The organism is Dorea amylophila, from assembly GCF_025567265.1.
Classification (GTDB): Bacteria; Bacillota; Clostridia; order Lachnospirales; family Lachnospiraceae; genus Dorea_A; species Dorea_A amylophila.
In genome coordinates this window covers 75,069-97,274 of sequence record NZ_JAOQJW010000010.1, presented here as the reverse complement: position 1 = coordinate 97,274, position 22,206 = coordinate 75,069, and the positions used below count along the sequence as shown (strand labels likewise).

Genomic DNA, 22,206 nt, shown 5'->3' with positions numbered 1-22,206 from the left:
GTACACACTTTTTGAACCGAAAACAAGAAAAACGCTTCTGGAGTGCTGACCAAAAGCGTTTTGTCTACAGTCTGAAACAGCTGCTTGCAACTGTTTCTTTTTTACTTATCCTTTATTTTTCTCTTCTATATTTCACACCCATATAATCAGAAAATTTCTCATGAAATTTCTTTGCTTTCATTCTGGAAATCTGTATTTTCTGACCATCTTCCATTGTAATTATATTATTTTTTATCTGAACAATGTAGTTAAATTGAACGATCACACTTCTATGTACTCTATAGCAAGTTTCCTGATCCATTTTTTCTTCAATTTCCCTGATATTTTCTCTAACCGTAATTGTTTTTATTTTCCGTTGCTTTTCCTCATTCTCATAAAATGTTATTTTTGAATGTTTTCCTTCTGTCATTACATATAACAAATTGTCACTATGAATCCATCTTTCTTCTTTTTCGCATGTAACTTTCAATATTTTTTGATTCCGTAATTTCATTTCATGCAATATATCATCTATATTCCGATCCCAGGATTGGTTCATTTCCTGCTTTAGCAAATATCTATATGGCTGTACCTGAAATGCCTCCGTTGTCGGCAGTATGGTACCGGAACAATAAATCAACAGAATTAATGGATTCATTCTATATAATTCTTCTGCAATTGACATCCCGTCTCTTTTCGGCAGAACAACATCCATAAAAATTACATCGAAGAAATGATCCATTTCCATTAATAACTGTTCCCCAGAATGGTATTCATAAATTTCAATCTGGTCGTCTGATCTGATTTTCTCCTTCAACATAGTTCTTAATTGTTTTATAAAGAACAAATTATCATCACAAATTGCTATTTTATACACTGTCTGCTCCTTTTATCTCTTGTATTTGGGAATAATAACTCTTACATAATAGACGCCATCTTCATATTTGATATTCAGGAATCCCTGGTATTTCGCAACAACATTTTTTACATATTCCAGTCCGATTCCATGATTTTCCTGATTTTTTTTGGTTGAAAGAAACCTTGTTCCCTTTTTCAGCGGTGCTGTTTCGCTTGTATTTTGAATATTCAATACGATAAAATGATTGTTATTCGAGGTATATATATCTAATGCAACACTCTTATTATCTCTGCATTTTCCAGCCGCCTCCATCGCATTATCTAAAAGGTTACCGAGAATTCCAATTTTGTCGATATCATCCAAAAAAGTCAGATCTGCGGTTGGCTCTATATTAACTCTGAACTCTATATTTTTATTTTTAGCTTCTCCATTCTTTTCGCTTACTACACCGTTTACTATTTTATCCGTGCAAAAAATTTCCTTAGTAACATACAATGCCTGCTTTTCCATTTCTTCTATAATATTGATAACTTCGCGATTGTTATTCTCATTCACAAGTCCGGCTATCGCTTTCATGTAATGTTCTATATTATGGATGTATTTCCGGTTTTCATCATTGACTTTTTCAAGTTTCCGATAATAATCCGTCGAATAGATAGCTTTTTGCATTTCTCTTTCCTGCATTCTTATCCGCCCTGTGTATTCTTCAACCTTTACAAAAGCCAGAAATGCAAGCATAACCAGTAATATCAGCAAACACAGAATGATACTTCCCAGCATTGCTTCTTTCATTGAAAAGCCTGATCTTCCGGATACATAAAGCGTAATTCCAGCAATTATCCCCATATATACAAACCATATCAAAGTCATCCATCCGATAATTCTGGAAAAGATTTTATCTAATACTTCTACATGCTTTGATATATATCTTTTTAACAGGATTATAATACATGTCAGCAAAACACATCTGAGTATCATAATACCGACACTAACATAATCCATGATATTTTCAGGAATTTCTTTCATTAACATTAACATAGCCAGAGCCAGTTGCAATCCATAATTCAATATATAAAAAAATAAACTGGCTACTATCATAGTCTTTTTCGTTCCATTAAAAAAAATATTACACAATATGAAATAAACAAATGGCATGTATAATAATTTAAATGCTGAAATAACTCCCCAACTACTAAAGTAATAAATAACAGCCAATATGATTCCACACAGCCATAATGGTTTTCTCTTTTTATTGCTTTTATCTAATGTGATATTTAAGTAAGCCACATAAACAAATGCCAAATATACTGCGCATATAATCGTTATTCCATTGTAGATTATCTGTTGCATATTTACCTCTTAATTTTCTAAGTTTATATTTCTGCAGACTATATTATCTTACTGTTTGGACAACATGTGAACAATATCTATATTATAAATCAATATATTTATATTTTTCAAGTCCCCCAAAAGCAACTAAAAATTATCCTTACAATATTCAACAACCATTCTACTTTTACTTCTATAAAAGCTTTATCTGTATATCAAATCAATAACATTTAATATTCCATAACGCTCTGCAATCATCTTCAGTCCTTTTTTTATTTTTTCGTGACTATAATTCCCGGACAATAATTCATCTTCCGTCAATTCATTTAGATATCCATAAAATACAAGCGCTTTTTCTAAAGCTCCTTCTTTATTCGCATCTACAAGTGTTAGTATTTCCTCTTCCATCTTCTTAATATTGTCTATACCGCTTTGTCCGTTCGCAGCATCTAACATTTTTTTATTTTCACCTTTAATTGCTCCATCTGAAATATCTACAGGTACACCTGTATCCTTGTTTAATAATAACTTCACCATTGTTCTTATAACTTCATTATTCATTCTTATTATATAATCCTGCTCATACATATATTTCACTCCTCCGATTATTAAATCATTCCAAAACTGGATGTTCCGAAATTTTAATACTAGTAAATATTATACATCCCGGTATCTTCCCGTGTACACTTTTATATCACAAAAAGCTGTCTGGTTAGCATACCTTCATAACCTGACAGCTTTTTTATTTTTCTAATCTCTTATATTTTATTTTCTGAAAGTTTCTCTCTTCGATGTGGAAGCAGCCATGCTTCTTCATCCGGTCCTTTTGCAATGATCTGATGAATGTTTCCAGGATTCCGGAAGCAATCGTAGTTTTGTATCCGTTTTTCCACTATAGATAGATTTATAATTTTGAGATTAACGCTAACCCTATTAGGAGAATGATTATGGTTACATTAAAAGATATTGCAGAACGTGCCGGAGTCAGTATGATGACCGTCTCACGTGTTATGAATGGAAAAGAAGGAAAAGTGTCAGAAAAGACAGCTGAAAGGATCCGTACACTCGCCGATGAAATGGGATATATTCCAAATTCATCAGCCAGAAGTCTGGCAGCCAGATCCTCCCAGATCATTACCTTCCGTCTCCGTTCCTGGAATGCAGAAGGTGCCATTTTTCTTGGACTGTTTGACGAAGAAGTTCAACAGATTCAAAACAGCAACCGGATCCCTTTGATCTTCATCGACAGCTACAGTAATGTACGCCAGCTTATTAATATTGGTATTGATGATTATAAAGGAGGACAGCTCGCAGCAGACTATTTTTTTTAAAGGGACACAAAACACTGGGATTTGTCGGCCCTTTTACAACGATCGGAGGTGTTATCACCAAACGTTACCAGGGATTTACAGACACCTTAGACAAACATCATATTTCTCTGACTCCGGATCATGTTTATGATATGGAAAAAATGGAACCTTCCGAGATTATCGATTCCATTTTGCAGGATAACTGTCCTAATAGAAACCGGTATTATCTGTCTTCTGTGATCTTACCGTCTTCTATATAAAGGATTCTTTCCGAATATTCCGCCACACTGATATCATGTGTAACCATGATGATCGTCTTGTGCATTTTAGAATGGATCGTGCTGAATACATCCATTACAATCTCTGTTGACCGGGAATCGAGGTTTCCGGTCGGCTCATCTGCAAAGATCACATCCGGCTGATTTACCAGTGCTCTGCAGATAGCCGTTCTCTGTTTCTCTCCTCCGGATAATTCATATGGATATTTTCCCAGAAGATTTTGGATTTGAAAAGAAACCGCCAGTTTTTCCGCTTCTTCTTTACATACTTTATCATCTTTATGATCAAGGATCATCGGAAGCATAATATTTTCAAACACAGACAATGAATCCAGCAGATAATAATCCTGGTATACGAATCCCATGTCCTGACGTCTGATCCTCGCAAGACGGTCTCCTCTTAGTTCTTCGCTGTCGACTCCTTTAAAATACAATTTTCCTGATGTCGGACGGTCGATCAGTCCAAGTAACTTTAACAATGTCGTCTTACCGGATCCGGATTTTCCCATTATAGAGATAAATTCCTGTTCTCTGATTTCCAGATTGATGTCTTTTAGTACTTCAATTTCTGTCTCCCGCCGATCCGAAATCACATATTTCCGGGACATATTTTCCGTTCTTAATAATACATTATCTTTCATCTCTCATCCCTGCCTTTCTGGAAAATACCTGATATACTGCCACAACATACAACATTCTTAAGAGAAGTACACCAGCTGTTAACACCCCTTCCATTCGTATACACATTTCTGCTATGGTCTCTGGAAACATCCTTGCTCTCAAAACAGCTCTAAGGAATAATACCATTGCTGCAAGCATGATACATGTCGGGGAAACATAATAGAACCAAATCTCTTTCCGATAAACCTTTCTTCTTTCTTTTCCACTCATCCCCAGGTTTTTAAGAAATCTTTCTCGTAAAATAATTTCCTTTAATTCCATCTGACACATCGTATAGAAAATGATCATATCTACGATTATGACCATAATCATCAGATAACTGTTGATCAGAATTTTTACGGCCCTTTCTGATATGATATCTGCTTTTGCACTCTCCGAATCATAATGAAATCTTACGGTAGAATCATAGTTTCCTATATATTGGTGTGCCTCTTCTTTCTTTTCCAGCAACTGGTCTATCCGTTCCAGCATCTTATTTCTATTATTTATTCCTGATTTTACAGATATCAACACCAGTTTTATCGGTCCTTGAATTATCGTTGCTTCTCCGTAATAGCTCTTTGCATCTTCGACTGGAATTCCCCAGATTGCATCTGTTTTTTTCCATTCTTTTTCTGCCTTTTCAAAGTATTTATCCGAAAATACAACGATGTTCTCACTTTTTTCTGTACTATAGCATCCGGTCAGACTCCCTATTTCTTCTCCCGTTACCACTCTTTCTATATAAGTATTTTTCTTATCTCTCCAGTCATACTCTGCGGCTGGTACACCTATGTGAATATTTGGCCGGGATTTCCCATAAAACCAGTCCATCGGCTGTGCTTTTACGGAGCGATCCTGCTGGTGCACCAGGTAAACCTTTTTCCCTTCTGCGTCCAGATCCATCTTTTTGGCTTTATCCTCTTTATAGATTGCTTTTTTTAACCTGTGATATGTCGTCTCTGAAATTCCAATCTCCTGTCCCTGAATCCGTTGTTCCGCTCCCCTTTCGACACGTTCTGTTTTATCTGCCGTTGCAACACGCACCATCGGATATTCCTCAATATGGATATCTGACTTATATGTTTCTTTCAAATTCTTTAAAAGCTTTTCATCCTTATCATCTGCAATACACATAAAGTCATATGGATATAATGATGAGACCGGCTCTGCGGTAGCCGTACTGATTACCTGGAATCCAAAATAAAAACAAACCAGAAAATTCAGTATAAAAAACAAGACTCCATATCTTACAACCGTTTTAGACCGGTAATACAATTTATTGCGTTGCAGCAGATGACGGTAGTAGTTTCTTTCCTGCTTGTTCCGTATATAACTTAATATCAATGCCATACCACTTCGCAATATCAGATATGTTCCGGCAAAGAACAGACCAAGCAAATATACACTTTCATAATTATAAATTTTTCCATATTGTACTACGGCATAACTACAGCAACAGATTCCTATTACCAGTTTTCCACCCGTAAACTTTCCGGTCAGCTTTTCTTTTCTTACACTTTCCTGTGTACTGGTTATGATTCTAAAATCTGCTTCCAGTTCTTTCATAAGCAGAAAACTCAGTCCGTAAATTCCAAGAGAAAACAGACAGATCACCGGAAACGTAAGCTTTGAATAACTGCCGGCCTTCCCTTCTATACCGACCGTATTTGTAATAAATTTCCGGAATATCAGGAACATCCCTTTTCCAACAAAGAAACCTATGAACGTTGCAGCCACATAGCAGATACCTGCTTCTGTCCAGATCATCTTCCTGGTATCTGACATTGATATTCCCATTTTTTTTAATAGCATATACTGTGGAATACGTTTTCCAAGATAAGAAACCATTACCGTAATGATCAGAACGATAGCACAAAATAATAACAACATTCCCGCATAGACAAATTGACGGCTGATTCCATCCTCCTGTAGAAACAATACCTCACTGGAATGCTTCGCCGAAAGGATCTGATAGCACATACTTCCGGAATATGCAATTGCAACTATCAGCATCTCACAGATAATTAACAATATTGTTTCTTTTCTGTTATACAGCATGTTTTTCCAGATGACTGTCTGGAATAAATTATTTTGTTTCTTTTCCGCCCGTAGATCTTTTATTCTCTGCATATTCCAATCCCCCTTGTTATTTTCTTAATGGGATTGTAAGCCTTCAAGTTACTTGAATGTCAATAGAATATACAGAGAACCCCGGAACAGACAATCACTGTGTCTTACTTTCTTTTATCATTTGCACAAAATATTCATGTACACTTGTGTCATCATTCAGCTCTGGATGAAATGCTGTCGCAAGCTGATTTTCCTGTCTGGCCGCTACCACTTTTCCATCTACTACGGCCAGTGTCTCTGCATTTCCATAGACATCAGCAATATATGGCGCACGGATGAATGTCATTGGAATCTTTCCAAGTCCTTTCATCTCATCTTCTGCGTAAAAACTTCCAAGCTGTTTTCCATATGCATTCCGCTTTGCCAAAATGTTCATTGTACCGAAACATGGAACACCATCTTCTACCTGATCTGCCAAAAGAATCAATCCGGCACAGGTTCCGAATACCGGAAGTCCGTCTTCAATCTTCTCTTTTAATATATCGTAAATATCCAGCTCGATCAGAAGCTTTCTCATAACGGTGCTTTCCCCGCCCGGAAGGATCAGTCCGTCAAAAGAACGATCCAGATCTTCTTTTTTCCGGATTTCAAAATGTTCCACGCCCAGGCGATCCAGCATCTGTCCATGTTCTAAGAATGCTCCCTGCATTGCCAAGATTGCAATTGTCATTTTACTTTCCTCTTTCTGCCATTAATAATTCAATTTCCTGTTCATTGATTCCTACCATTGCTTCGCCAAGATCTGTTGAAAGTTCAGCAATCAGTTTGGCATCTGTGTAGTTCGTAACTGCTTTCACAATAGAAGCCGCTCTCTTTGCAGGATTACCAGATTTGAAGATTCCGGACCCTACGAATACACCTTCTGCTCCAAGCTGCATCATCAGTGCCGCATCTGCCGGTGTCGCAACTCCGCCTGCTGCAAAGTTTACGACCGGAAGCTTTTCATTTTCATGAACATATTCCACAAGATCAACCGGAACCTGTAACTGTTTTGCTGCTTCGAATAATTCGTCTGCTCTTAAGTTCTGGATGCGGCGGATCTCCGCATTCATGGCTCTCATATGACGTACTGCCTGTACAACATCTCCGGTTCCTGGCTCACCTTTTGTACGGATCATAGATGCACCCTCTGCGATACGGCGGAGTGCCTCGCCGAGATCTCTTGCACCACATACAAATGGTACTTTGAACTCTTTTTTATTAATGTGGTAAATGTCATCGGCCGGTGAAAGTACTTCGCTTTCATCGATATAATCAATCTCGATTGCTTCCAGGATCTGCGCTTCTACAAAATGTCCGATTCTGCATTTTGCCATAACCGGAATGGATACCGCTTCCTGAATGCCGCGGATCATCTTCGGATCGCTCATGCGGGATACGCCGCCTGCTGCACGGATATCTGCCGGGATTCTTTCCAGTGCCATGACTGCACATGCACCTGCTTCTTCTGCGATCTTTGCCTGCTCCGGAGTTGTTACATCCATGATAACTCCGCCTTTTAACATCTGTGCCAGCTGCTTATTTAATTCATATCTGTTCTCTTTCATAATTCCTGTACCTTTCCTATCTGTTTTCTGTGAATTTTCTTTGAGTCCTATCATACGCTCATCTGGTATTTTTTAAACAGCCAGTTTTCATACTTTTGTACATGCCAGTTTCGCATAAAAAATACAGCAGACTTTTGCCTGCTGTACATTTTCTTGTTTTTTATTCATTTACATTTACAGATCCAGCTTGCCGCACTTCTCTTCATGATTATTTACCAAATCTGCAAGTGTCACACTATCCACATACTGGTCGATTACTTTCTTAAGTCCTTCCCAGAACTCAAGTGTGGAACACTGATCCTGTCTCTCGCAGCGATTCGGCACGTCATCCAGACACGCAATCGGCGCAAGGCTTCCTTCCGTTGTACGGATAATATCTCCGGCTGTATATTCTTCCGGCTCTTTCGCCAGCATATAACCACCGTTATTGCCACGATAACTTCTTACATATCCGGCCTTTGTCAACATCGGCATAATCTGTTCCATATATTTTAATGTAATTCCCTGTCTTGCCGATATGTCTTTCAGACGAATATATTCCCCATTTGCATTCTCCGCCAAATCAATCATAATTCTCAGTGCATATCTGCCCTTTGTTGATATCTTCATAGTACTTCACCTTTCATCCGGGTCTCTTCTCCCGGTTCATCTCCTACTTAATTACTATGATATCACATTTTTTGACAAATGCCAATCCTCCGAACCATTCGTCCGTTATCCTTTTTCGCCTTTTTTAATCCTGGAATGTCTTCAAAGCATCAATTGTTCTCTGAATCAGATCTTCCAGTGTCCATCCAAGCATAACCGTGACTCGCCGTTGCATGGATGATCTTCTCATCGATTCCCCGTTCTTTCATGATCTCCTGCGATTTGATACAGTGTTCTTCCGGATATTTTTCAAAATCCAGATCGTGTAAAAGTCCTACGATTCCCCAGAAATCTTCCTCATCCGCAAACCCGAGCTCTCTTGCAAAATAACGCATCGTATTCTCTACCGTCTGTGCATGCAGGAGATGAAATTCATCTTGGTTATATTCGGTTAATAATTCCCATGCTTCTTCTCTTGTCATATGGCAGTCCTCCGTTTATTTCATGTTATTTTTGTGTTCCTTTATTATATGAACATAGTTTTCTTTCTTTTCCTATATGTTTCATATGATATCACAGAACTGCCATTTGTCAATCAGATATTGGATCTACTTTATTTTATACAGAGAATACATTGCAATGGAATCACTTAGTTTTTGTCAGAAATTTTTTGTAACTGCTATCAATCGCAAATGCTCCAAGCGGTGCAGTCAGTACAATTGCAAGCACTGCTACCGTCAGAACCACATCGCCACACGCAAATCCAAGCGCCAGTGGAATTCCTCCGATTGCAGCCTGTACGGTTGCTTTTGGTGTGTATGCCATCATTGTAAATAACTTTTCTTTTCCATTCATATCCGTTCCAAGCAGACATACAAAGACCCCTGCCATTCGGAAGATCAGTGCGCCACAGATTAAAACGACTGCCTTGAGTCCTACATGAGACAGATATCCGATATTTACAGTCGCACCAACCAGTACGAATAAGAATACCTCTGCTGCCACCCACATCTTTCCACATTTTACTGCAATCCTTTTTGCAGCCACTTCCCTGTATTTCTGTAAGCCCACTCCCAGAAACATCAATGCAATTAACGCCGAGAACGTAATTGCAGTTGTCATATGATCTTCTGCCACTACCAGTAAAAATGAAATACTGAGTAAGATTAATACCTTTACGGTATCCCGGATATGTACTTTCTCAAAATACCGTGCAAGAAGCCATCCGGCAAGTAATCCAATGATCATTCCCAGGATAATAGATATCGGAATATTCAGGAAACTCATAACCGATACGCTTTTTCCCTGCATAATCCCCGTAAATGTCGTAAACAGCACAATCACATATACATCATCCACGGATGCTCCGGCCAGGATCAACTGTGGGATTCCTTCCTCAGTCCCATATCCTTCTTCCATTAATTTCACCATACGGGGCACAACAACAGCCGGGGAAACTGCGGCAAGAACAGAACCTAAGATCGCCGCTTCCAATAACGAAAGTCCAAGTAAGCGGGGTGCCAGAAGCAATATCCCAAGTAATTCAAAACTTGCCGGTACAAAGCACATCATTACCGCCGGACGCCCAATCTTCTTAAGTCCGGACACATCAAGTCCCAGTCCTGCCCGCATCAGGATAATGATCAGGGCCATCTTCCTGAGTTCTGATGAGATGTTCAGAATATTCGGATCTAACAAATCCAGTACATACGGTCCGAGTACGATACCGGTTAGTAACATTCCCAGAAGTCCCGGCAATTTTAATTTTTTACAAATCCAGCTCATACTCATACCACAGAGCAGGATCAGTGCAATACTTAATAACATAAAAATTCCTTCTTATTCATCTTTTTTAAACCAGGACAAAAGATCTCTCCGCATCAGTTTCTCCATCAGATTCAGATTCGGGTCCGAATGCTCCAACTCTCTGGAATAGCGGTATACCGTATCTACCACATCTTCCATCTCCAGCATCTTCTCGTTCTTCAGCCACTGTGCCATCAGAAGTTCATGGATCAAAAGTACACTGACTACGGCCATCTGTACCTTCACATATGCCTCTCCGTCATAGACTGCACCGCAGAAATAGGTACTGATGAAATATACCAAAAGCTGCTCATACCAGATCTCATAATCCGGCATGTGTGTATTCAGCCATGTGTGGAATTCCTGCTTGTTCTTTGTATACTGTTCTTTGTACTTTGTACATTGTTCTTCACTGGCGCTACAACCAATATCTCCGTAAAGTAAACTTTCTGCCTCAAGAAGATGCGGTTCCCAGTCATCCCTTAAGCGTTCCATCAGATACTGATTCCGGAACATTTTCTTAATAAATGCATAGTTCTCATCTTCTGATAATTTTGCTTCTACAAACTGTACTGCCTTCTCTGTCTGGTATTTTTCAAATACATCATCAATTGAAAAGATATCCTCTCTTTTGATCCGCACCTGCAAGTCATGTGCAATTGCCAGTACCAGACCAACCCGCAGTTCCAGCCTCTTACTTCGATCCTGAAGAATATCGATCATCACTTTTCTTGCATCTACCAGTTTTGAATACAGAAACGGGTCAAAATCATCATATTCTTCTTCCTTGTTACTTTCATAAGTCAGAAAACGCACCGGTTCCTTTTTACCAAGCAGAATTCTTGCTACCTCCGGACAGGATACAGACAGCGTCATCTCCCGGACATCTTCGAATTCTTCTACGTGTCTCGGATACATCTTGCAGGTCCGGCACAGGCTTTTCTCTCCGAGCGCAGTATACATATCACAGAGATTCTCATCATTTAAAAAGGCACATCGCTTATTCTTGTCCTGCTTAAATGTTCCCTCTTTCCAGTTAATGGACCGTCTTAATCTTTTTCTGAAAGATCCGGTTACTTTTTTGTATTTTTTCAGTGCCGCCTCATCTGCTACGATCTGCCAGCCGGCACAGCAGGTATCTTCACATTTTCCTGCAATACAGGAAAATTCATGATAATAATCCGGAATTGTATATAACATTGATTCTTCCTCCAGTTTTTATACAAAATCAATTCAACTTTGAGCATTATACCACATAATTTTTTCTAAAACAGCCATTTCGTTTGAACAGGTGCAAAAAGCACAAAAAAGCCCCCGGGCACTTTAGGAGGAAAAGCCCGGGGGAATCGCATAACTTACATTAGTATATAAATGGATTCTCAAGAATTTATTTTTATTATTATCTCAGTTTATTTAATAAAACTTACATGCTTACAGATCTCTTCTGTAGCAGCATCTTTCTTCTTATTGTATTCAACCTTTCTTTCTTCAAAGAGGTTGTCTCCGTTTGCATCGATAGAAACGATCAATGGTCCGAATTCTTTTACGCGGCAGTTCCAGAGTGTCTCCGGCATACCAAGATCTCTCCACTCAGCTCTTACGATCTCTTCTACTTCTGTAGCAGCTACTACAGCGTTACCTGCAGGGAATACGCAGTGGATTGCTCCGAATTCTTTACATGCACGCTCTGTATTTTCTTTCATACCACCTTTACCGATGATCACACGTACACCAGTCTCTTTTACGAATTCGTACTCGAATTTTTCCATTCTCATACTTGTTGTCGGTCCTACAGATACCATTTCGAATTTGTCATTTTCCAGTGGACGGATGATCGGTCCTGCATGAAAGATTGCGTTGTTTCTTACATCTACAGGAAGTTCTCTTCCTTCTTCTACCAGACGGCGGTGTGCAACGTCTCGGCATGTTGTCATGCTTCCGTTCAGATATACGATGTCGCCGATCTTGATGTCTTTTAAGTCTTCTGCTGAAATAGGTGTTGTTAAGATTTTTTTACCGTTCTTTACTTCTACCATTATAATTCTACCCCCGTATGTGTTGTGATTGTGTAGTTCAGGTCCTTATCAAATACAATATGTCCTCTTCTGTGGCTCCAGCATCCTACGTTAACAGCTACACCGATTGTAGATGGGTGACGTGCTGTATTCTCGATATTAACGCCCATTACAGAATATTTTCCGCCCATACCCTGTGGTCCAAGGCCAATTGCATTGATTCCGTCTTCAAGAAGGGTCTCCATCTTGGCTGCTCTTTCGTTCTCATTGTGTGATCCGATCGGACGCATCAGTGCTTTCTTAGAAAGAAGTGCTGCCGTCTCAACAGATGTTGCCACACCTACACCAACGAGAAGCGGAGGGCAGGCATTCAATCCGTATGTTGTCATAACGTCCATAACGAACTTTGTAACTCCTTCGTATCCTTCACCCGGCATCAGAACCATAGCTTTTCCAGGAAGAGTACATCCGCCCCCTGCCATGTATGTATAGATCTCACATTTGTCTGAGTTTGGAACGATATCCCAGAATACAGTCGGTGTTCCTTTTCCTACGTTCTTTCCTGTGTTGTATTCATCAAATGTCTCTACACTGTTGTGACGGAGAGGTGCTTCAAATGTTGCTTTCACAACAGCGTCTTTCAGAAGTCCTTCCAGTTCGTCGATAAGTGGGAATTTTGTTCCACATTTTACCCAGAACTGTAATACACCTGTATCCTGACAGCTTGGTCTGTTCAGTTTTACAGCAAGTTCCTGGTTCTTGAACATGGTGTCATAAATTACCTTTGAAAGCGGGCTGTCTTCTTTCTCACGCAGCTCTGTTAATTTTTCAATGACATCATCTGGCAGTTTCTTTGCGATATGTGCAATAAATTTTGCCATATAATCTGTAAGTTGTGTTACCTGTTGTTCTTTAGACATTTTCATATCCTCCTTGAAATTCTATTAAAAATTTTTAGTTCCTATCTATATTCCCACAACAGTATTGTGATGAAAGACAGCGAAAACTTTTATCACAAACTGTCATGAGAGGTATGTCTGCTTACATCTTCCGTTTTTATGGAGATTAGAGGTCAAATACTTCCTTATGTTTATGGGAAGAATGGATAGAAGATTGGAAGCAAGATCATACTCACTATGGTTGCTACTACGATCATAGGAATACCTGCTTTCGCATAATCCTTGAACGTATATCCTCCTGCCGTTACTACCATGGTGTTGGCCGGCATTCCGATTGGTGTTGCAAATGCACAGGATCCTCCGATTACACATGCCATCAGTACGGCACTTGGATCTGCACCCATGCCCTGTGCGATGGATACTCCGATCGGAGCCATCAGTGCTGTCGTTGCTGTGTTTGACATAAAGTTTGTCATGATACAGCAGAGCATGAAGATTACAAATGTTAATATGTATGGTGAAGGGTTATCTCCCAGCATTCCGATTACTTTATCTGCGATCAGTTCTCCGGCACCGGTTGCTTCCAGTGCAGACGCAAGGGAAAGCGTACCTCCGAATAAGAAGATCGTCTTCAAGTCGATGGAAAGGAGTGCGTCTTTCTCACTGATAACGCCTGTAACGATCAGTGCAAGTGCTCCCACACATCCTATGACACATAACTTAATACCAATCTGATCTTCAAAAATCATTCCCAGAAGTGTTAATAACAGGATGATCAGTGAAAGGGTCTGTTTCCACTTTGGAACATTGCTGAAATCTTTTGTCTCATCAAAGATTCCCTCACCGCTTGTGTCCACTTTATCCGGCAGGAATTTGTATCCGAACAGTGCGAAGAAAATAATTCCTACGACCAAAATTGGAAGACCTACTTTCGCATAATCGAAGAATCCGAATTTCAGTCCAATCTTCTCCATGGATGACTGTGCGATCATGTTACCAGGTGCACCGATCAGTGAAAGGTTACCTCCCATGGCTGCTGCAAATACCAGCGGCATTAACAGTCTTGATCTTGAATATCCTGATTTTGCAGCAATACCGATAACTACCGGAATGAGGATTGCGGCTGTTCCTGTGTTGGAAAGGAAGCCACTCATCACTCCGACGATCACCATGATCGCAATGATCAGCTGCCTTTCTGTCTTGGCAAAGTGTGTAACCACTCCTCCGATCTTGTTCGCCATTCCCGTCTCAAACAGTGCTCCACCGACAATGAACATTGCAACAAATAAGATTACATTGCTGTCGATGAATCCCGAGAATGCAGTCTGCCAGTCCAATACCCCTGTGACTACCAGTCCTACACAGACAATCATCGATGTTACCCCAAGAGGAATCTTTTCAAGCATGAACATGATGATTGCAAATGCCAGAAACAGTAATGTAATTGTTATCTGACTCATCTTCATTACCTCCTTGTAATTATTTCGTTCGATTTACTCTGATACAAATTTCTTTTCTTGTCTGATATTTGATGTTTGATATGTGATTTTGTATCCAAAGCTTGATTATAAAATACTCCTTACTGAGAAAAATGTCAATAGGCTTTTTGACATTTTGGCATATGTTATAAAAGTGTTTATCTACTTTTGTTCAAAATCACAAGAGGATACTTTCATTGTATACTTTGTACGTATTTTTCGGTTTTTGACAGCTATAATCCCGTACGAAAAAGAACAGCTCCGGCACTTTGACCTGACCTGTTCTTTTCCACGATTCCCTAATTTTCTTTTTTCCGCTTCCATCTCTCTACTGCAGTCAGAACTCCGGCCGATATACCGGACATTGCTGCAAGAACTGCAATCGGTGCTACATCTCCTGTCTTAACCGGATAGTTCCGGTAAATGGCCGTTTTTCCCGTCGGAGCTATCTCCGGCGCCTGTTCTTTTACCGAATTCGTAAATATAATCTCGTACGATTTTCCTTCTGTTCCTTCTTTTTCCCCCCAGACTACTGCTTTCGGTTCTCCGGATTCTGTACTGGTCACCCGTACCGTCACATCATATACTGCCGTATCATAAGTAACATCTGTCACATTAGCGGACTTCTGATAAATCTTATAGTGATAATCTTCCGGTTCTTCATAGCATATCGGTCCGAAGCTTTGCTTCTCATCTTTTCCGATCTGAAGTTCTGTCCGGTCCGGCACTGGTATGCCAGCTTTCTCCGGCTCCAGCACGATTGTTCCTGCCGCACCTTGTACACTTACCGGAATCTGGATCTCCACATTCGGTGTTCCGGCATACACTGGAACTGCCATTGTACTGCCTATCCACATAAATAACATTACGCCCGCAGCTGCTATTTTCTTCACACTTCTATATCTTAGAATCTTCACTGTTTTTCTGCCACCTCCCTCTCTAATTTCCCAATCAGAACTACACGACCATTCGTCTCTGCCTCCGAGCACGTTGATAAAGCAATCAGCGAATTCTCATCCGCCACATTTACATCACGATACTGGACTGCATTCGCCTGAATATAATCAAGCAGATCCTTCAGATTCTCCTTGTGGTATCCATCCGGATGGTAAATCTTTGCATCCGCTGCAGTCACTTTCATACAGGCAAAGAACCGGATTTTCCGTGTTGCATCTGTCAGATAGAGCTTTCCTTTTTGGTGCGTTTCAAAATATTCTTTATTCGTGAAATCTGCCACATCCGCAAACATTCCACCATTTTTCATGTTGTGTCCATAGACCAGATTATATGGATCGGAGAAATCATCCTTGTTCAGGCATGACAGAAAGATTGCTCCCGACAGTTCGAATTCCCCATATACATTCTTATTAATATATTCCATATCATCCTGCCCCTGCACCACCGGATAATCGATGTTGGTCTTCGGCACCTGAATCCAGGCTTTCACATCCGGATTCAATTTTTTCAGATCTTTCAGCGTCGGATTATCCTCTCCGTCATCTGTCGGCCGAAACTTCAACAGTTCTTCATCTGCAAATGAATTGGCATAGATCTTATAAGTATCCCATAACGAATACATTCCATAAGAAAGCATCAGAAGGATCAGGATTCCTGCCATGATACTGAGTATCCGATTACCTACTCTTGCTGCCATCGCTGCCTTTTTCATTTCGCCACTTCCTCTCTAATGCTTTCTTATATCTTCTATCTGCTTTTTTCGCCCAACCGATTAGTCAATATCCATATCTTTTGCACGTTTTCTTCTGAAGAACAGAAGGCTGGATGCAATTGCTGCACCGATCAGTGCGATATATGGAGCAACATGAAGGAAGATTCCGGTTGGAGAGTTTGTTGTTTTATCATTTACAACGGTAATGTTCTTGTCACTATTCCCTGTAATTGTTCCTGTTGTTGTCAGTGTTTCTACATTATCAATAGTTGTTTTATATCCATCATCTGCATAACTAGCCTCTGTTACCGTATATTCATCTGTCTCTGACAATCCAAAGATCTTTGCTGTCTCATTATCTTTCAATGTGATTGTCTTAGCCTCTCCCGACACCAGTGTGGTCGGAGCTTTTCCATCTGAAAATGTTACATAATACTGCTCTCCTGCTGCTCCGTCTACTTTTATAGTAAATTTAAAGTCTTTATTACGATTTCCCTGATTACCGGTAACCTCTTTCTTTACGGTCAGATCTTTCAACGTATCGTGACGACTGCTGTAATCATTCGTGAAAACTCCCCCATCCTTTGACTTCGAATCAGTCTTATCTACAAACAGATAAGAGCTGACTTCCAGATTTCCTACATCATCGGATGTTACATACACATCAAAATACTTCTGTTCTGTGGTATAAGCAACACCTTCATACACATTTCCGTCCTTGTCCGTTGCAACCTCACTTACTACATAGCGGAAGATTCCGGGTTTTGCATCCTCTCCTTTTGTGAATACAGATTCATTAACATTAAGCTTTGTCGTTCCTACTGTAATTTTCTCATTTCCAATATCGCTGTCCGCCGGTACCGATGCAATGACATCCTTATCCAAAGTTACCCCATTTGCCGGTCCTGCATATATTGCCTCCTGATTCTCACCTGCCGGCACTGCCGTTCCTGGAGCAACGGTAAATTTAAATGTAGTCTTCGGTGCATATATATTACTTTCCTTCGTAATCTGTTTTGTGATCATCGGATTTTTCTTAACTGCTGCTTCGGCACTTGAACTTTCTGCCGCTGACACCTGCATTCCGAGCATTGCTGTCATCATCATTCCGGCAGCCGTAACAGTGGATACTTTTTTTAACATTCTCTTTTCCATCATTTCTTTTCCTTTCTTTTTCCATGTTCTGCAATCATGTTACTGATTTTACAGGTTCGATCTGCGAAGGACGGTAATCACTCTTCCCTTTATATCCTTTGCATTGACCGCACCAAAGTATCTGCTGTCTTTTGCACCTTCCCGGAAATCACACAGAATGAAATACTGGTCTTCCTTTACTTTCACCGGATAGGATATGCCATCCACATAGGCCGGTGTCTTATAAAAAATATCCGGCTCATTCACAATGCTTCCGTTGATCTTCAGTTCATTTTTGTCTGTAATCTCTACCTTATCTTTCTCTCTCGCCACAATACGCCCTGTATACAATGTCCCCTCTTTTTGGAATACCACGACATCTCGGTCGGAATATTTCCGTTCCAGCCTGTAATATAAGAGCAGATCTCCGGCACATATTTTCGGGGACATATCCTGATTCTTTGCAGAAGTCATTCCAAAAATCACGCCAAACAGGACCGCCAGCATCACTGCCAGCATGAGTAAACGGGTAAAGAACAGTATGATCTCTCTTTTTTCTTTCATATATGCTCCTTGTCAGATGTTATTCTCCTGTCGGATCTCCCCATTTGCGAATTCCGTATACCAGTCCGAAAAATGCCAGCATTCCGAATGCTGCCCCTGTCATGACCATATACGGCGCCGACGTCTGCCGGATTCCGGTTGCCGGCTGTACTTCTTTCGTATTCGTAAATGTCAGATCTGTATTTTCTGATAGAATATCCGAAAGTTCTTTTTTACCATTGTCCAGTTTCTGTTCCTCTTCTTCCGAAACTTTCTTTGTAATCTGCACATCATAGTCTTCCGGTTCTTCAGAAACGATATATTCTACACCATATGGCATCGTCATCTCGATTTTTTCCATATGCCTCAGCTGGAATGTATAGACTCCATTTTCTACCGCAACTGCATTTTTTAATTCTTCCTCACTGACTGGATTGCCCTGTGCGTCATATTTCACATAACTGATTCCACCTGTATAGGATTTCCCGTTCAGCTTTGTCTGCACCTGGAACCGAAAGGCGTGGGTACGGTCTCCCATGTTGCCGCCGACTCTCTTTGCGATCGTCAGTACGCGGTCACTCCGGATATACCGGTTGACGAATTTTGCTTCCGATGTTGTACTTCCTGCAATCTGCCCGGATATTTCCTTTGTATCCGGTGATACCGTCAGATCATATCCATCAGGTACGGCATCATTTTCATTTACCTTATATGTTGTTCCCGGTGTCAGATTGGTAAATATATATTCGTATGCGTTGTTTTCTGCATTCCATACCAGTCCGTCTGTATTCAACTTCAGTTCTTTTGTCTCTGTTTTTCCGTCTGGTTTCGTCAACTCACAGGTAAAGGACAGGTTCTGTAATACCTTCTGCAATGCTTCCTGGTTATCTTCCAATCCTGTAATAGCTTTCGAAATTTTTAAATTGCCCGGATGCACTTTTATGACTGGTTTCTTGTAATATTCTGTATAGTTCTGTTCTCCATACTTGTACATCAGTGCTGCATGTTCATTTTGGTTCGAATAGAATCCGGTGCCTCCTGCATATGTTCCGGTTCCTGCATCTGCCTGATCTGTGTAGCCTGATGTTCTGTATTTTTCATATGCCGTTTCTGTCGGCTGGATCTTGGCAATGACTTCATAGGTATAGCCTTCCTGCAGTTTATAGTCTGCCGGAAATTGCATTTTAACGGATTTTGATGCAGAATCATAAGAAGCCGTGATTCCAAGATCTGCTGCATTAACCGGGTTTCCGGATGCATCAAAGATCTGTACCTGTGGTGCAAGGACATTTCCATCTGCTCCCTTCACCATCTCAACATTATCACTCAGCGGATCGGAAATCGTGACATTTGTACATGCCAGTTCTGTGATCTGTTTCTGAATGTCATCGAATGCCTTGTTCAGATTCGCCAGCGTTGTTCCGGCATAAGATGCATGTTTTCCGGCTTTGACTGCTGAATTGGCAAGGTCGGTAAGTTTTTTGTAATTCCCTGACGGTCCTACACCGACCGTGAAAAAATAATCGGTCTGCATATCAGCGACTGCATCTTTTCCTGCCTTCAGACTCTTTCCATCTTCGTCGCTGCTTCCATTGCCTTCTGTATAACCGTCTGATCTATATCGGAAGGTTGGATCTCCATCAGATACGAAGATCACTGCTGTCTTGGCATTCTGTCTTTTCCCATTCAGCAATCCTTCCGCACTTCTGATCCCGGCCTGATAATTGGTTCCGCCGTCCGATTTCGGAGAAGTCCGATTCGTGATCGCAGATGCCTGATTCGTCCAGTTTACAGCAATCTCTGCATCATTCCATGCCTCATCCCTGTATCCACCAGGCCGATAGTCACTCTTATTTCCACTAAACGTCACAAGCGCAAATCTGACATCCAGATTCTCATTAGCCGCCAGTGTATTCGTCATGCTGTTAATTGCCTGACTTGCCGCAGTCCTTCTTTCCCCGTTATTTTCCCAGCTATTCTGACTGTCATGATCCATCGGATAAGCCATACTTCCGGATCTGTCCAAGACATAGATGACATCCAGCGGCGCTTTCGAAGACTCACTGTTTACTTTTCCTTTTACTGTTAATTTCAGATCGTAGGTTCCATCTGCATTCTCTGTCACTGTCTTTTCATGCTCCAGAGACATGCCCGAATCCGACGACTCTTCTCCCTCAGCATGCACCTCCCTGATACTCCCTCCCACTGGCAACAGTACCAGGATCGCAGCCGTCAGTATGGTAATGATTTTCTTTATGCTCTTCCGGCTGATAGTATGTCCCATAACGCTCCTCCATTTCTGTTTCATTTGAATGTGGCTGTTTTTCTTTACCCTCATAGTATTCTTATGTAGGAGGATGGGATTTTATTCCAGAATTTCTATTTAATGCATTATGGCGACTGTCACCGATCGGAATAAACTTACAAGGTCCTATCCTGTGCTGACTCCAACATGGGGAAATTCTAAAGCAAAAAAGTTGACCTAAAAACGAGCTCACAAAAAATCCAAACTCGACATTCGTCTCAGACAGTGGATTTTTTGTGAGCAAGCGGTCAACTTTTTTACTTAAGAATTACCAACCATGAGTCCGTATGCACAAGATAGGACCTTGTAAGTTTATTCCTGCGGTTTCGCATGCCATAATAATTAAATGGAGAACTGTAATCTTTTATTACGGTTCGGGAATCTGGCTTAGTGAATAGAAATTTTATTTATAATATGTCAGCATATCATCCCGGCTGCGCATAATATGATCGTACATTGTTTTCTGCGCAGCCTCTTTGTCATGCTTCTGGATTGCTTTCAATATCTTTCCGTGTTCTTTAATCGACACTTTCGCATAATCTTCCTCGGATACCATACTTCCCATGGACAATCCATTCCATAATTCAGAGATCATATTTTTCATCTTCTGATTACCGGCTGCAGTCCAGATCTCGCTATGGAATGCGCGGTTCAAGTCTGTGTATTGTCTTAAATTACCTTCCAGCAGAGCCTCTGCGGCTTCTTCATAAACAGATTCAATCTCAGATATATCTGCTTCCGGGTCTGCCGCCAGTGCTGCCGCTGAACTTTCCAGAATTGCGCGGAGCTGATAGTGTTCTTTTATGTATGTTTCGGTTATTCCAAGTACGACAGCTCCCTTATTCTTACGAAGCTGGATCAGTCCGTCACGCGCTAAGATCTGAAAGGCTTCCCTTACCGGCATTGCTGATACATTTAGTTGAGTGGCGACGCTGTCCAGCGAAAGAACTTCGCCTTCCTGCATCTGTCTGGACAAGATTGCCTTTCTGAGTTCCGCAGCTACTTTTTCTTTGGCAGACGGCATTTTAATCGGTTTTAATCCGTTCATTCATTCATCCCTCTCTCTTCGTTAACTGCTTTCGCCAGCAGTTTGAAATATGCATCCAGAGCTTTCTCTGCTTTCTTTAATTCCCCATTTTTCAAAAGTTCTGTCAGCTTGTTTCTTTCTTCTTTTATCTCTTCTTTATGACGTCCCGTTGATAGCGCAAAACGGATATAACTGTCACTTGCATTTCTCAAAAGTCGCTTAATATATTCATTTTCCACCAGGTCGCACATTGCTTCTGCCGGCTGCACTTCTCCCAGTAATCCCGGTGTCGTAAGCCTTTCGTACAATTCTTCCGTCTTTTTACTATGCTTCAGACTGTTCAGAGCTTTCTTTGTCATCTCTGAAATCATGCTGTAGATCAGACAGATCTGTTCTTCATCCAGTTCTGTTACGGTAATTCTTCTGGTTGCCAGACGGATAATCAGGCCCTGATTCTCCAGAATCTGAAATGCTTCCCGGATTGGGATTCTGGAAGCTTCGAATGCTTCCGCCAGTTCTTCCTGTTTTAACTGGCTTCCCCCGGGAATTCTTCCAGATAAGATCTCGTCTGCAATCTGTTCTGCCATATAATCGCTTAATCTTTTTTCTGATATATCTTTCATAATTTCCCCTTTAAATTATATTCT

Annotated in this window: 21 protein-coding genes and 1 pseudogene; 1 reads left to right on the top strand and 21 read right to left on the bottom strand. The window is 40.6% G+C overall.

Translation table 11 applies throughout. The features are described from left to right. Positions 1-112: 112 nt before the first annotated feature. The 3 genes from OCV72_RS16620 to OCV72_RS07990 all read right to left on the bottom strand — a co-directional run bounded on the left by OCV72_RS16620 (position 113) and on the right by OCV72_RS07990 (position 2,755). Complete coding sequence (locus tag OCV72_RS16620; RefSeq protein ID WP_055283004.1) at positions 113-856, bottom strand: LytR/AlgR family response regulator transcription factor; 744 nt, start codon at positions 854-856, stop codon at positions 113-115. Positions 857-868: 12 nt separating this feature from the next. After that, entirely contained in the window at positions 869-1,876 is a 1,008-nt protein-coding gene (locus OCV72_RS07995) for a sensor histidine kinase (protein ID WP_172677216.1), read from the bottom strand. Between the two features lie 495 nt (positions 1,877-2,371). Further along, positions 2,372-2,755 (bottom strand): DUF6483 family protein, encoded by a 384-nt coding sequence (locus OCV72_RS07990; protein ID WP_055283001.1) that lies wholly within the window; start codon positions 2,753-2,755, stop codon positions 2,372-2,374. A 359-nt stretch (positions 2,756-3,114) separates the two neighbouring features. On the opposite strand from OCV72_RS07990, the gene OCV72_RS07985 reads away from it, so the two are divergent. Next, positions 3,115-3,498 carry a LacI family DNA-binding transcriptional regulator gene (locus OCV72_RS07985; RefSeq protein WP_055282999.1) on the top strand — a complete coding sequence of 128 codons (384 nt, stop codon included), beginning with the start codon at positions 3,115-3,117 and terminating at the stop codon, positions 3,496-3,498. Positions 3,499-3,700: 202 nt separating this feature from the next. On the opposite strand, the gene OCV72_RS07980 is transcribed toward OCV72_RS07985, so the two are convergent. The 18 genes and pseudogenes from OCV72_RS07980 to OCV72_RS07895 all read right to left on the bottom strand — a co-directional run bounded on the left by OCV72_RS07980 (position 3,701) and on the right by OCV72_RS07895 (position 22,182). Further along, positions 3,701-4,396 carry an ABC transporter ATP-binding protein gene (locus OCV72_RS07980; RefSeq protein ID WP_055282997.1) on the bottom strand — a complete coding sequence of 232 codons (696 nt, stop codon included), beginning with the start codon at positions 4,394-4,396 and terminating at the stop codon, positions 3,701-3,703. Continuing rightward, positions 4,386-6,548, bottom strand: a complete 2,163-nt coding sequence (locus OCV72_RS07975; RefSeq protein WP_055282995.1) for an ABC transporter permease — start codon at positions 6,546-6,548, stop codon at positions 4,386-4,388. The genes OCV72_RS07980 and OCV72_RS07975 overlap by 11 nt, the downstream gene beginning before the upstream one ends. A 94-nt stretch (positions 6,549-6,642) precedes the next feature. Further along, positions 6,643-7,218, bottom strand: coding sequence for a pyridoxal 5'-phosphate synthase glutaminase subunit PdxT (gene pdxT, locus OCV72_RS07970; protein WP_055282993.1), 576 nt, complete (start codon positions 7,216-7,218; stop codon positions 6,643-6,645). A gap of 1 nt (position 7,219) precedes the next feature. Beyond that, positions 7,220-8,095, bottom strand: a complete 876-nt coding sequence (pdxS, locus tag OCV72_RS07965) for a pyridoxal 5'-phosphate synthase lyase subunit PdxS (protein WP_055283053.1) — start codon at positions 8,093-8,095, stop codon at positions 7,220-7,222. A 174-nt stretch (positions 8,096-8,269) separates the two neighbouring features. Next, a complete protein-coding gene (locus OCV72_RS07960; RefSeq protein WP_022416350.1) occupies positions 8,270-8,704 on the bottom strand; it encodes an RrF2 family transcriptional regulator in 435 nt (144 codons plus the stop codon). Between the two features lie 191 nt (positions 8,705-8,895). Further along, positions 8,896-9,165, bottom strand: a pseudogene (locus tag OCV72_RS07955) (hydrolase); the annotation flags it as partial. 163 nt (positions 9,166-9,328) lie between these two features. Then, positions 9,329-10,510, bottom strand: a complete 1,182-nt coding sequence (locus OCV72_RS07950) for a cation:proton antiporter (RefSeq protein ID WP_055282991.1) — start codon at positions 10,508-10,510, stop codon at positions 9,329-9,331. 12 nt (positions 10,511-10,522) lie between these two features. After that, positions 10,523-11,689 carry a flagellin lysine-N-methylase gene (gene fliB, locus OCV72_RS07945; protein ID WP_055282989.1) on the bottom strand — a complete coding sequence of 389 codons (1,167 nt, stop codon included), beginning with the start codon at positions 11,687-11,689 and terminating at the stop codon, positions 10,523-10,525. Positions 11,690-11,898: 209 nt separating this feature from the next. Beyond that, positions 11,899-12,525 carry a L(+)-tartrate dehydratase subunit beta gene (ttdB, locus tag OCV72_RS07940; protein WP_055282987.1) on the bottom strand — a complete coding sequence of 209 codons (627 nt, stop codon included), beginning with the start codon at positions 12,523-12,525 and terminating at the stop codon, positions 11,899-11,901. Next, the gene (ttdA, locus tag OCV72_RS07935; protein ID WP_022416354.1) at positions 12,525-13,424 is read right to left on the bottom strand and encodes a L(+)-tartrate dehydratase subunit alpha; all 900 of its coding nucleotides are present in this window, start codon (positions 13,422-13,424) and stop codon (positions 12,525-12,527) included. Before ttdA ends, ttdB begins: the two co-directional genes overlap by 1 nt. A 170-nt stretch (positions 13,425-13,594) precedes the next feature. Next, the gene (locus OCV72_RS07930; protein ID WP_055215451.1) at positions 13,595-14,863 is read right to left on the bottom strand and encodes an SLC13 family permease; all 1,269 of its coding nucleotides are present in this window, start codon (positions 14,861-14,863) and stop codon (positions 13,595-13,597) included. A 317-nt stretch (positions 14,864-15,180) separates the two neighbouring features. Then, positions 15,181-15,798, bottom strand: coding sequence for a Spy0128 family protein (locus tag OCV72_RS07925; protein WP_055282985.1), 618 nt, complete (start codon positions 15,796-15,798; stop codon positions 15,181-15,183). Next, positions 15,795-16,550: a class B sortase gene (gene srtB, locus OCV72_RS07920; RefSeq protein WP_055282983.1), complete on the bottom strand. Its 756-nt coding sequence runs from the start codon at positions 16,548-16,550 to the stop codon at positions 15,795-15,797. The genes OCV72_RS07925 and srtB overlap by 4 nt, the downstream gene beginning before the upstream one ends. 60 nt (positions 16,551-16,610) lie before the next feature. Next, on the bottom strand, positions 16,611-17,708 hold the full coding sequence (locus OCV72_RS07915; protein WP_155515214.1) for a DUF7601 domain-containing protein: 1,098 nt from the start codon (positions 17,706-17,708) through the stop codon (positions 16,611-16,613). A gap of 45 nt (positions 17,709-17,753) precedes the next feature. Then, positions 17,754-18,248, bottom strand: coding sequence for a signal peptidase I (gene lepB, locus OCV72_RS07910; protein WP_055282979.1), 495 nt, complete (start codon positions 18,246-18,248; stop codon positions 17,754-17,756). Between the two features lie 19 nt (positions 18,249-18,267). Continuing rightward, positions 18,268-20,511, bottom strand: coding sequence for a vWA domain-containing protein (locus OCV72_RS07905; RefSeq protein ID WP_055282977.1), 2,244 nt, complete (start codon positions 20,509-20,511; stop codon positions 18,268-18,270). 424 nt (positions 20,512-20,935) lie between these two features. Further along, the gene (locus OCV72_RS07900; protein WP_055282975.1) at positions 20,936-21,580 is read right to left on the bottom strand and encodes a GntR family transcriptional regulator; all 645 of its coding nucleotides are present in this window, start codon (positions 21,578-21,580) and stop codon (positions 20,936-20,938) included. Beyond that, a complete protein-coding gene (locus OCV72_RS07895) occupies positions 21,577-22,182 on the bottom strand; it encodes a GntR family transcriptional regulator (protein ID WP_028086823.1) in 606 nt (201 codons plus the stop codon). Before OCV72_RS07895 ends, OCV72_RS07900 begins: the two co-directional genes overlap by 4 nt. Positions 22,183-22,206 lie beyond the last annotated feature (24 nt).

Coding starts and splice junctions, on each gene's coding strand:
- OCV72_RS07995 (WP_172677216.1), bottom strand. CDS start 1,876: ATGTTAATGTTAATGAAAGAAATTCCTGAAAATATCATGGATTATGTT.
- OCV72_RS07990 (WP_055283001.1), bottom strand. CDS start 2,755: ATGTATGAGCAGGATTATATAATAAGAATGAATAATGAAGTTATAAGA.
- OCV72_RS07985 (WP_055282999.1), top strand. CDS start 3,115: ATGGTTACATTAAAAGATATTGCAGAACGTGCCGGAGTCAGTATGATG.
- OCV72_RS07980 (WP_055282997.1), bottom strand. CDS start 4,396: ATGAAAGATAATGTATTATTAAGAACGGAAAATATGTCCCGGAAATAT.
- OCV72_RS07975 (WP_055282995.1), bottom strand. CDS start 6,548: ATGCAGAGAATAAAAGATCTACGGGCGGAAAAGAAACAAAATAATTTA.
- pdxT (WP_055282993.1), bottom strand. CDS start 7,218: ATGACAATTGCAATCTTGGCAATGCAGGGAGCATTCTTAGAACATGGA.
- pdxS (WP_055283053.1), bottom strand. CDS start 8,095: ATGAAAGAGAACAGATATGAATTAAATAAGCAGCTGGCACAGATGTTA.
- OCV72_RS07960 (WP_022416350.1), bottom strand. CDS start 8,704: ATGAAGATATCAACAAAGGGCAGATATGCACTGAGAATTATGATTGAT.
- OCV72_RS07950 (WP_055282991.1), bottom strand. CDS start 10,510: ATGTTATTAAGTATTGCACTGATCCTGCTCTGTGGTATGAGTATGAGC.
- fliB (WP_055282989.1), bottom strand. CDS start 11,689: ATGTTATATACAATTCCGGATTATTATCATGAATTTTCCTGTATTGCA.
- ttdB (WP_055282987.1), bottom strand. CDS start 12,525: ATGGTAGAAGTAAAGAACGGTAAAAAAATCTTAACAACACCTATTTCA.
- ttdA (WP_022416354.1), bottom strand. CDS start 13,424: ATGTCTAAAGAACAACAGGTAACACAACTTACAGATTATATGGCAAAA.
- OCV72_RS07930 (WP_055215451.1), bottom strand. CDS start 14,863: ATGAGTCAGATAACAATTACATTACTGTTTCTGGCATTTGCAATCATC.
- srtB (WP_055282983.1), bottom strand. CDS start 16,550: ATGAAAAAGGCAGCGATGGCAGCAAGAGTAGGTAATCGGATACTCAGT.
- OCV72_RS07915 (WP_155515214.1), bottom strand. CDS start 17,708: ATGATGGAAAAGAGAATGTTAAAAAAAGTATCCACTGTTACGGCTGCC.
- lepB (WP_055282979.1), bottom strand. CDS start 18,248: ATGAAAGAAAAAAGAGAGATCATACTGTTCTTTACCCGTTTACTCATG.
- OCV72_RS07905 (WP_055282977.1), bottom strand. CDS start 20,511: ATGGGACATACTATCAGCCGGAAGAGCATAAAGAAAATCATTACCATA.
- OCV72_RS07900 (WP_055282975.1), bottom strand. CDS start 21,580: ATGAACGGATTAAAACCGATTAAAATGCCGTCTGCCAAAGAAAAAGTA.
- OCV72_RS07895 (WP_028086823.1), bottom strand. CDS start 22,182: ATGAAAGATATATCAGAAAAAAGATTAAGCGATTATATGGCAGAACAG.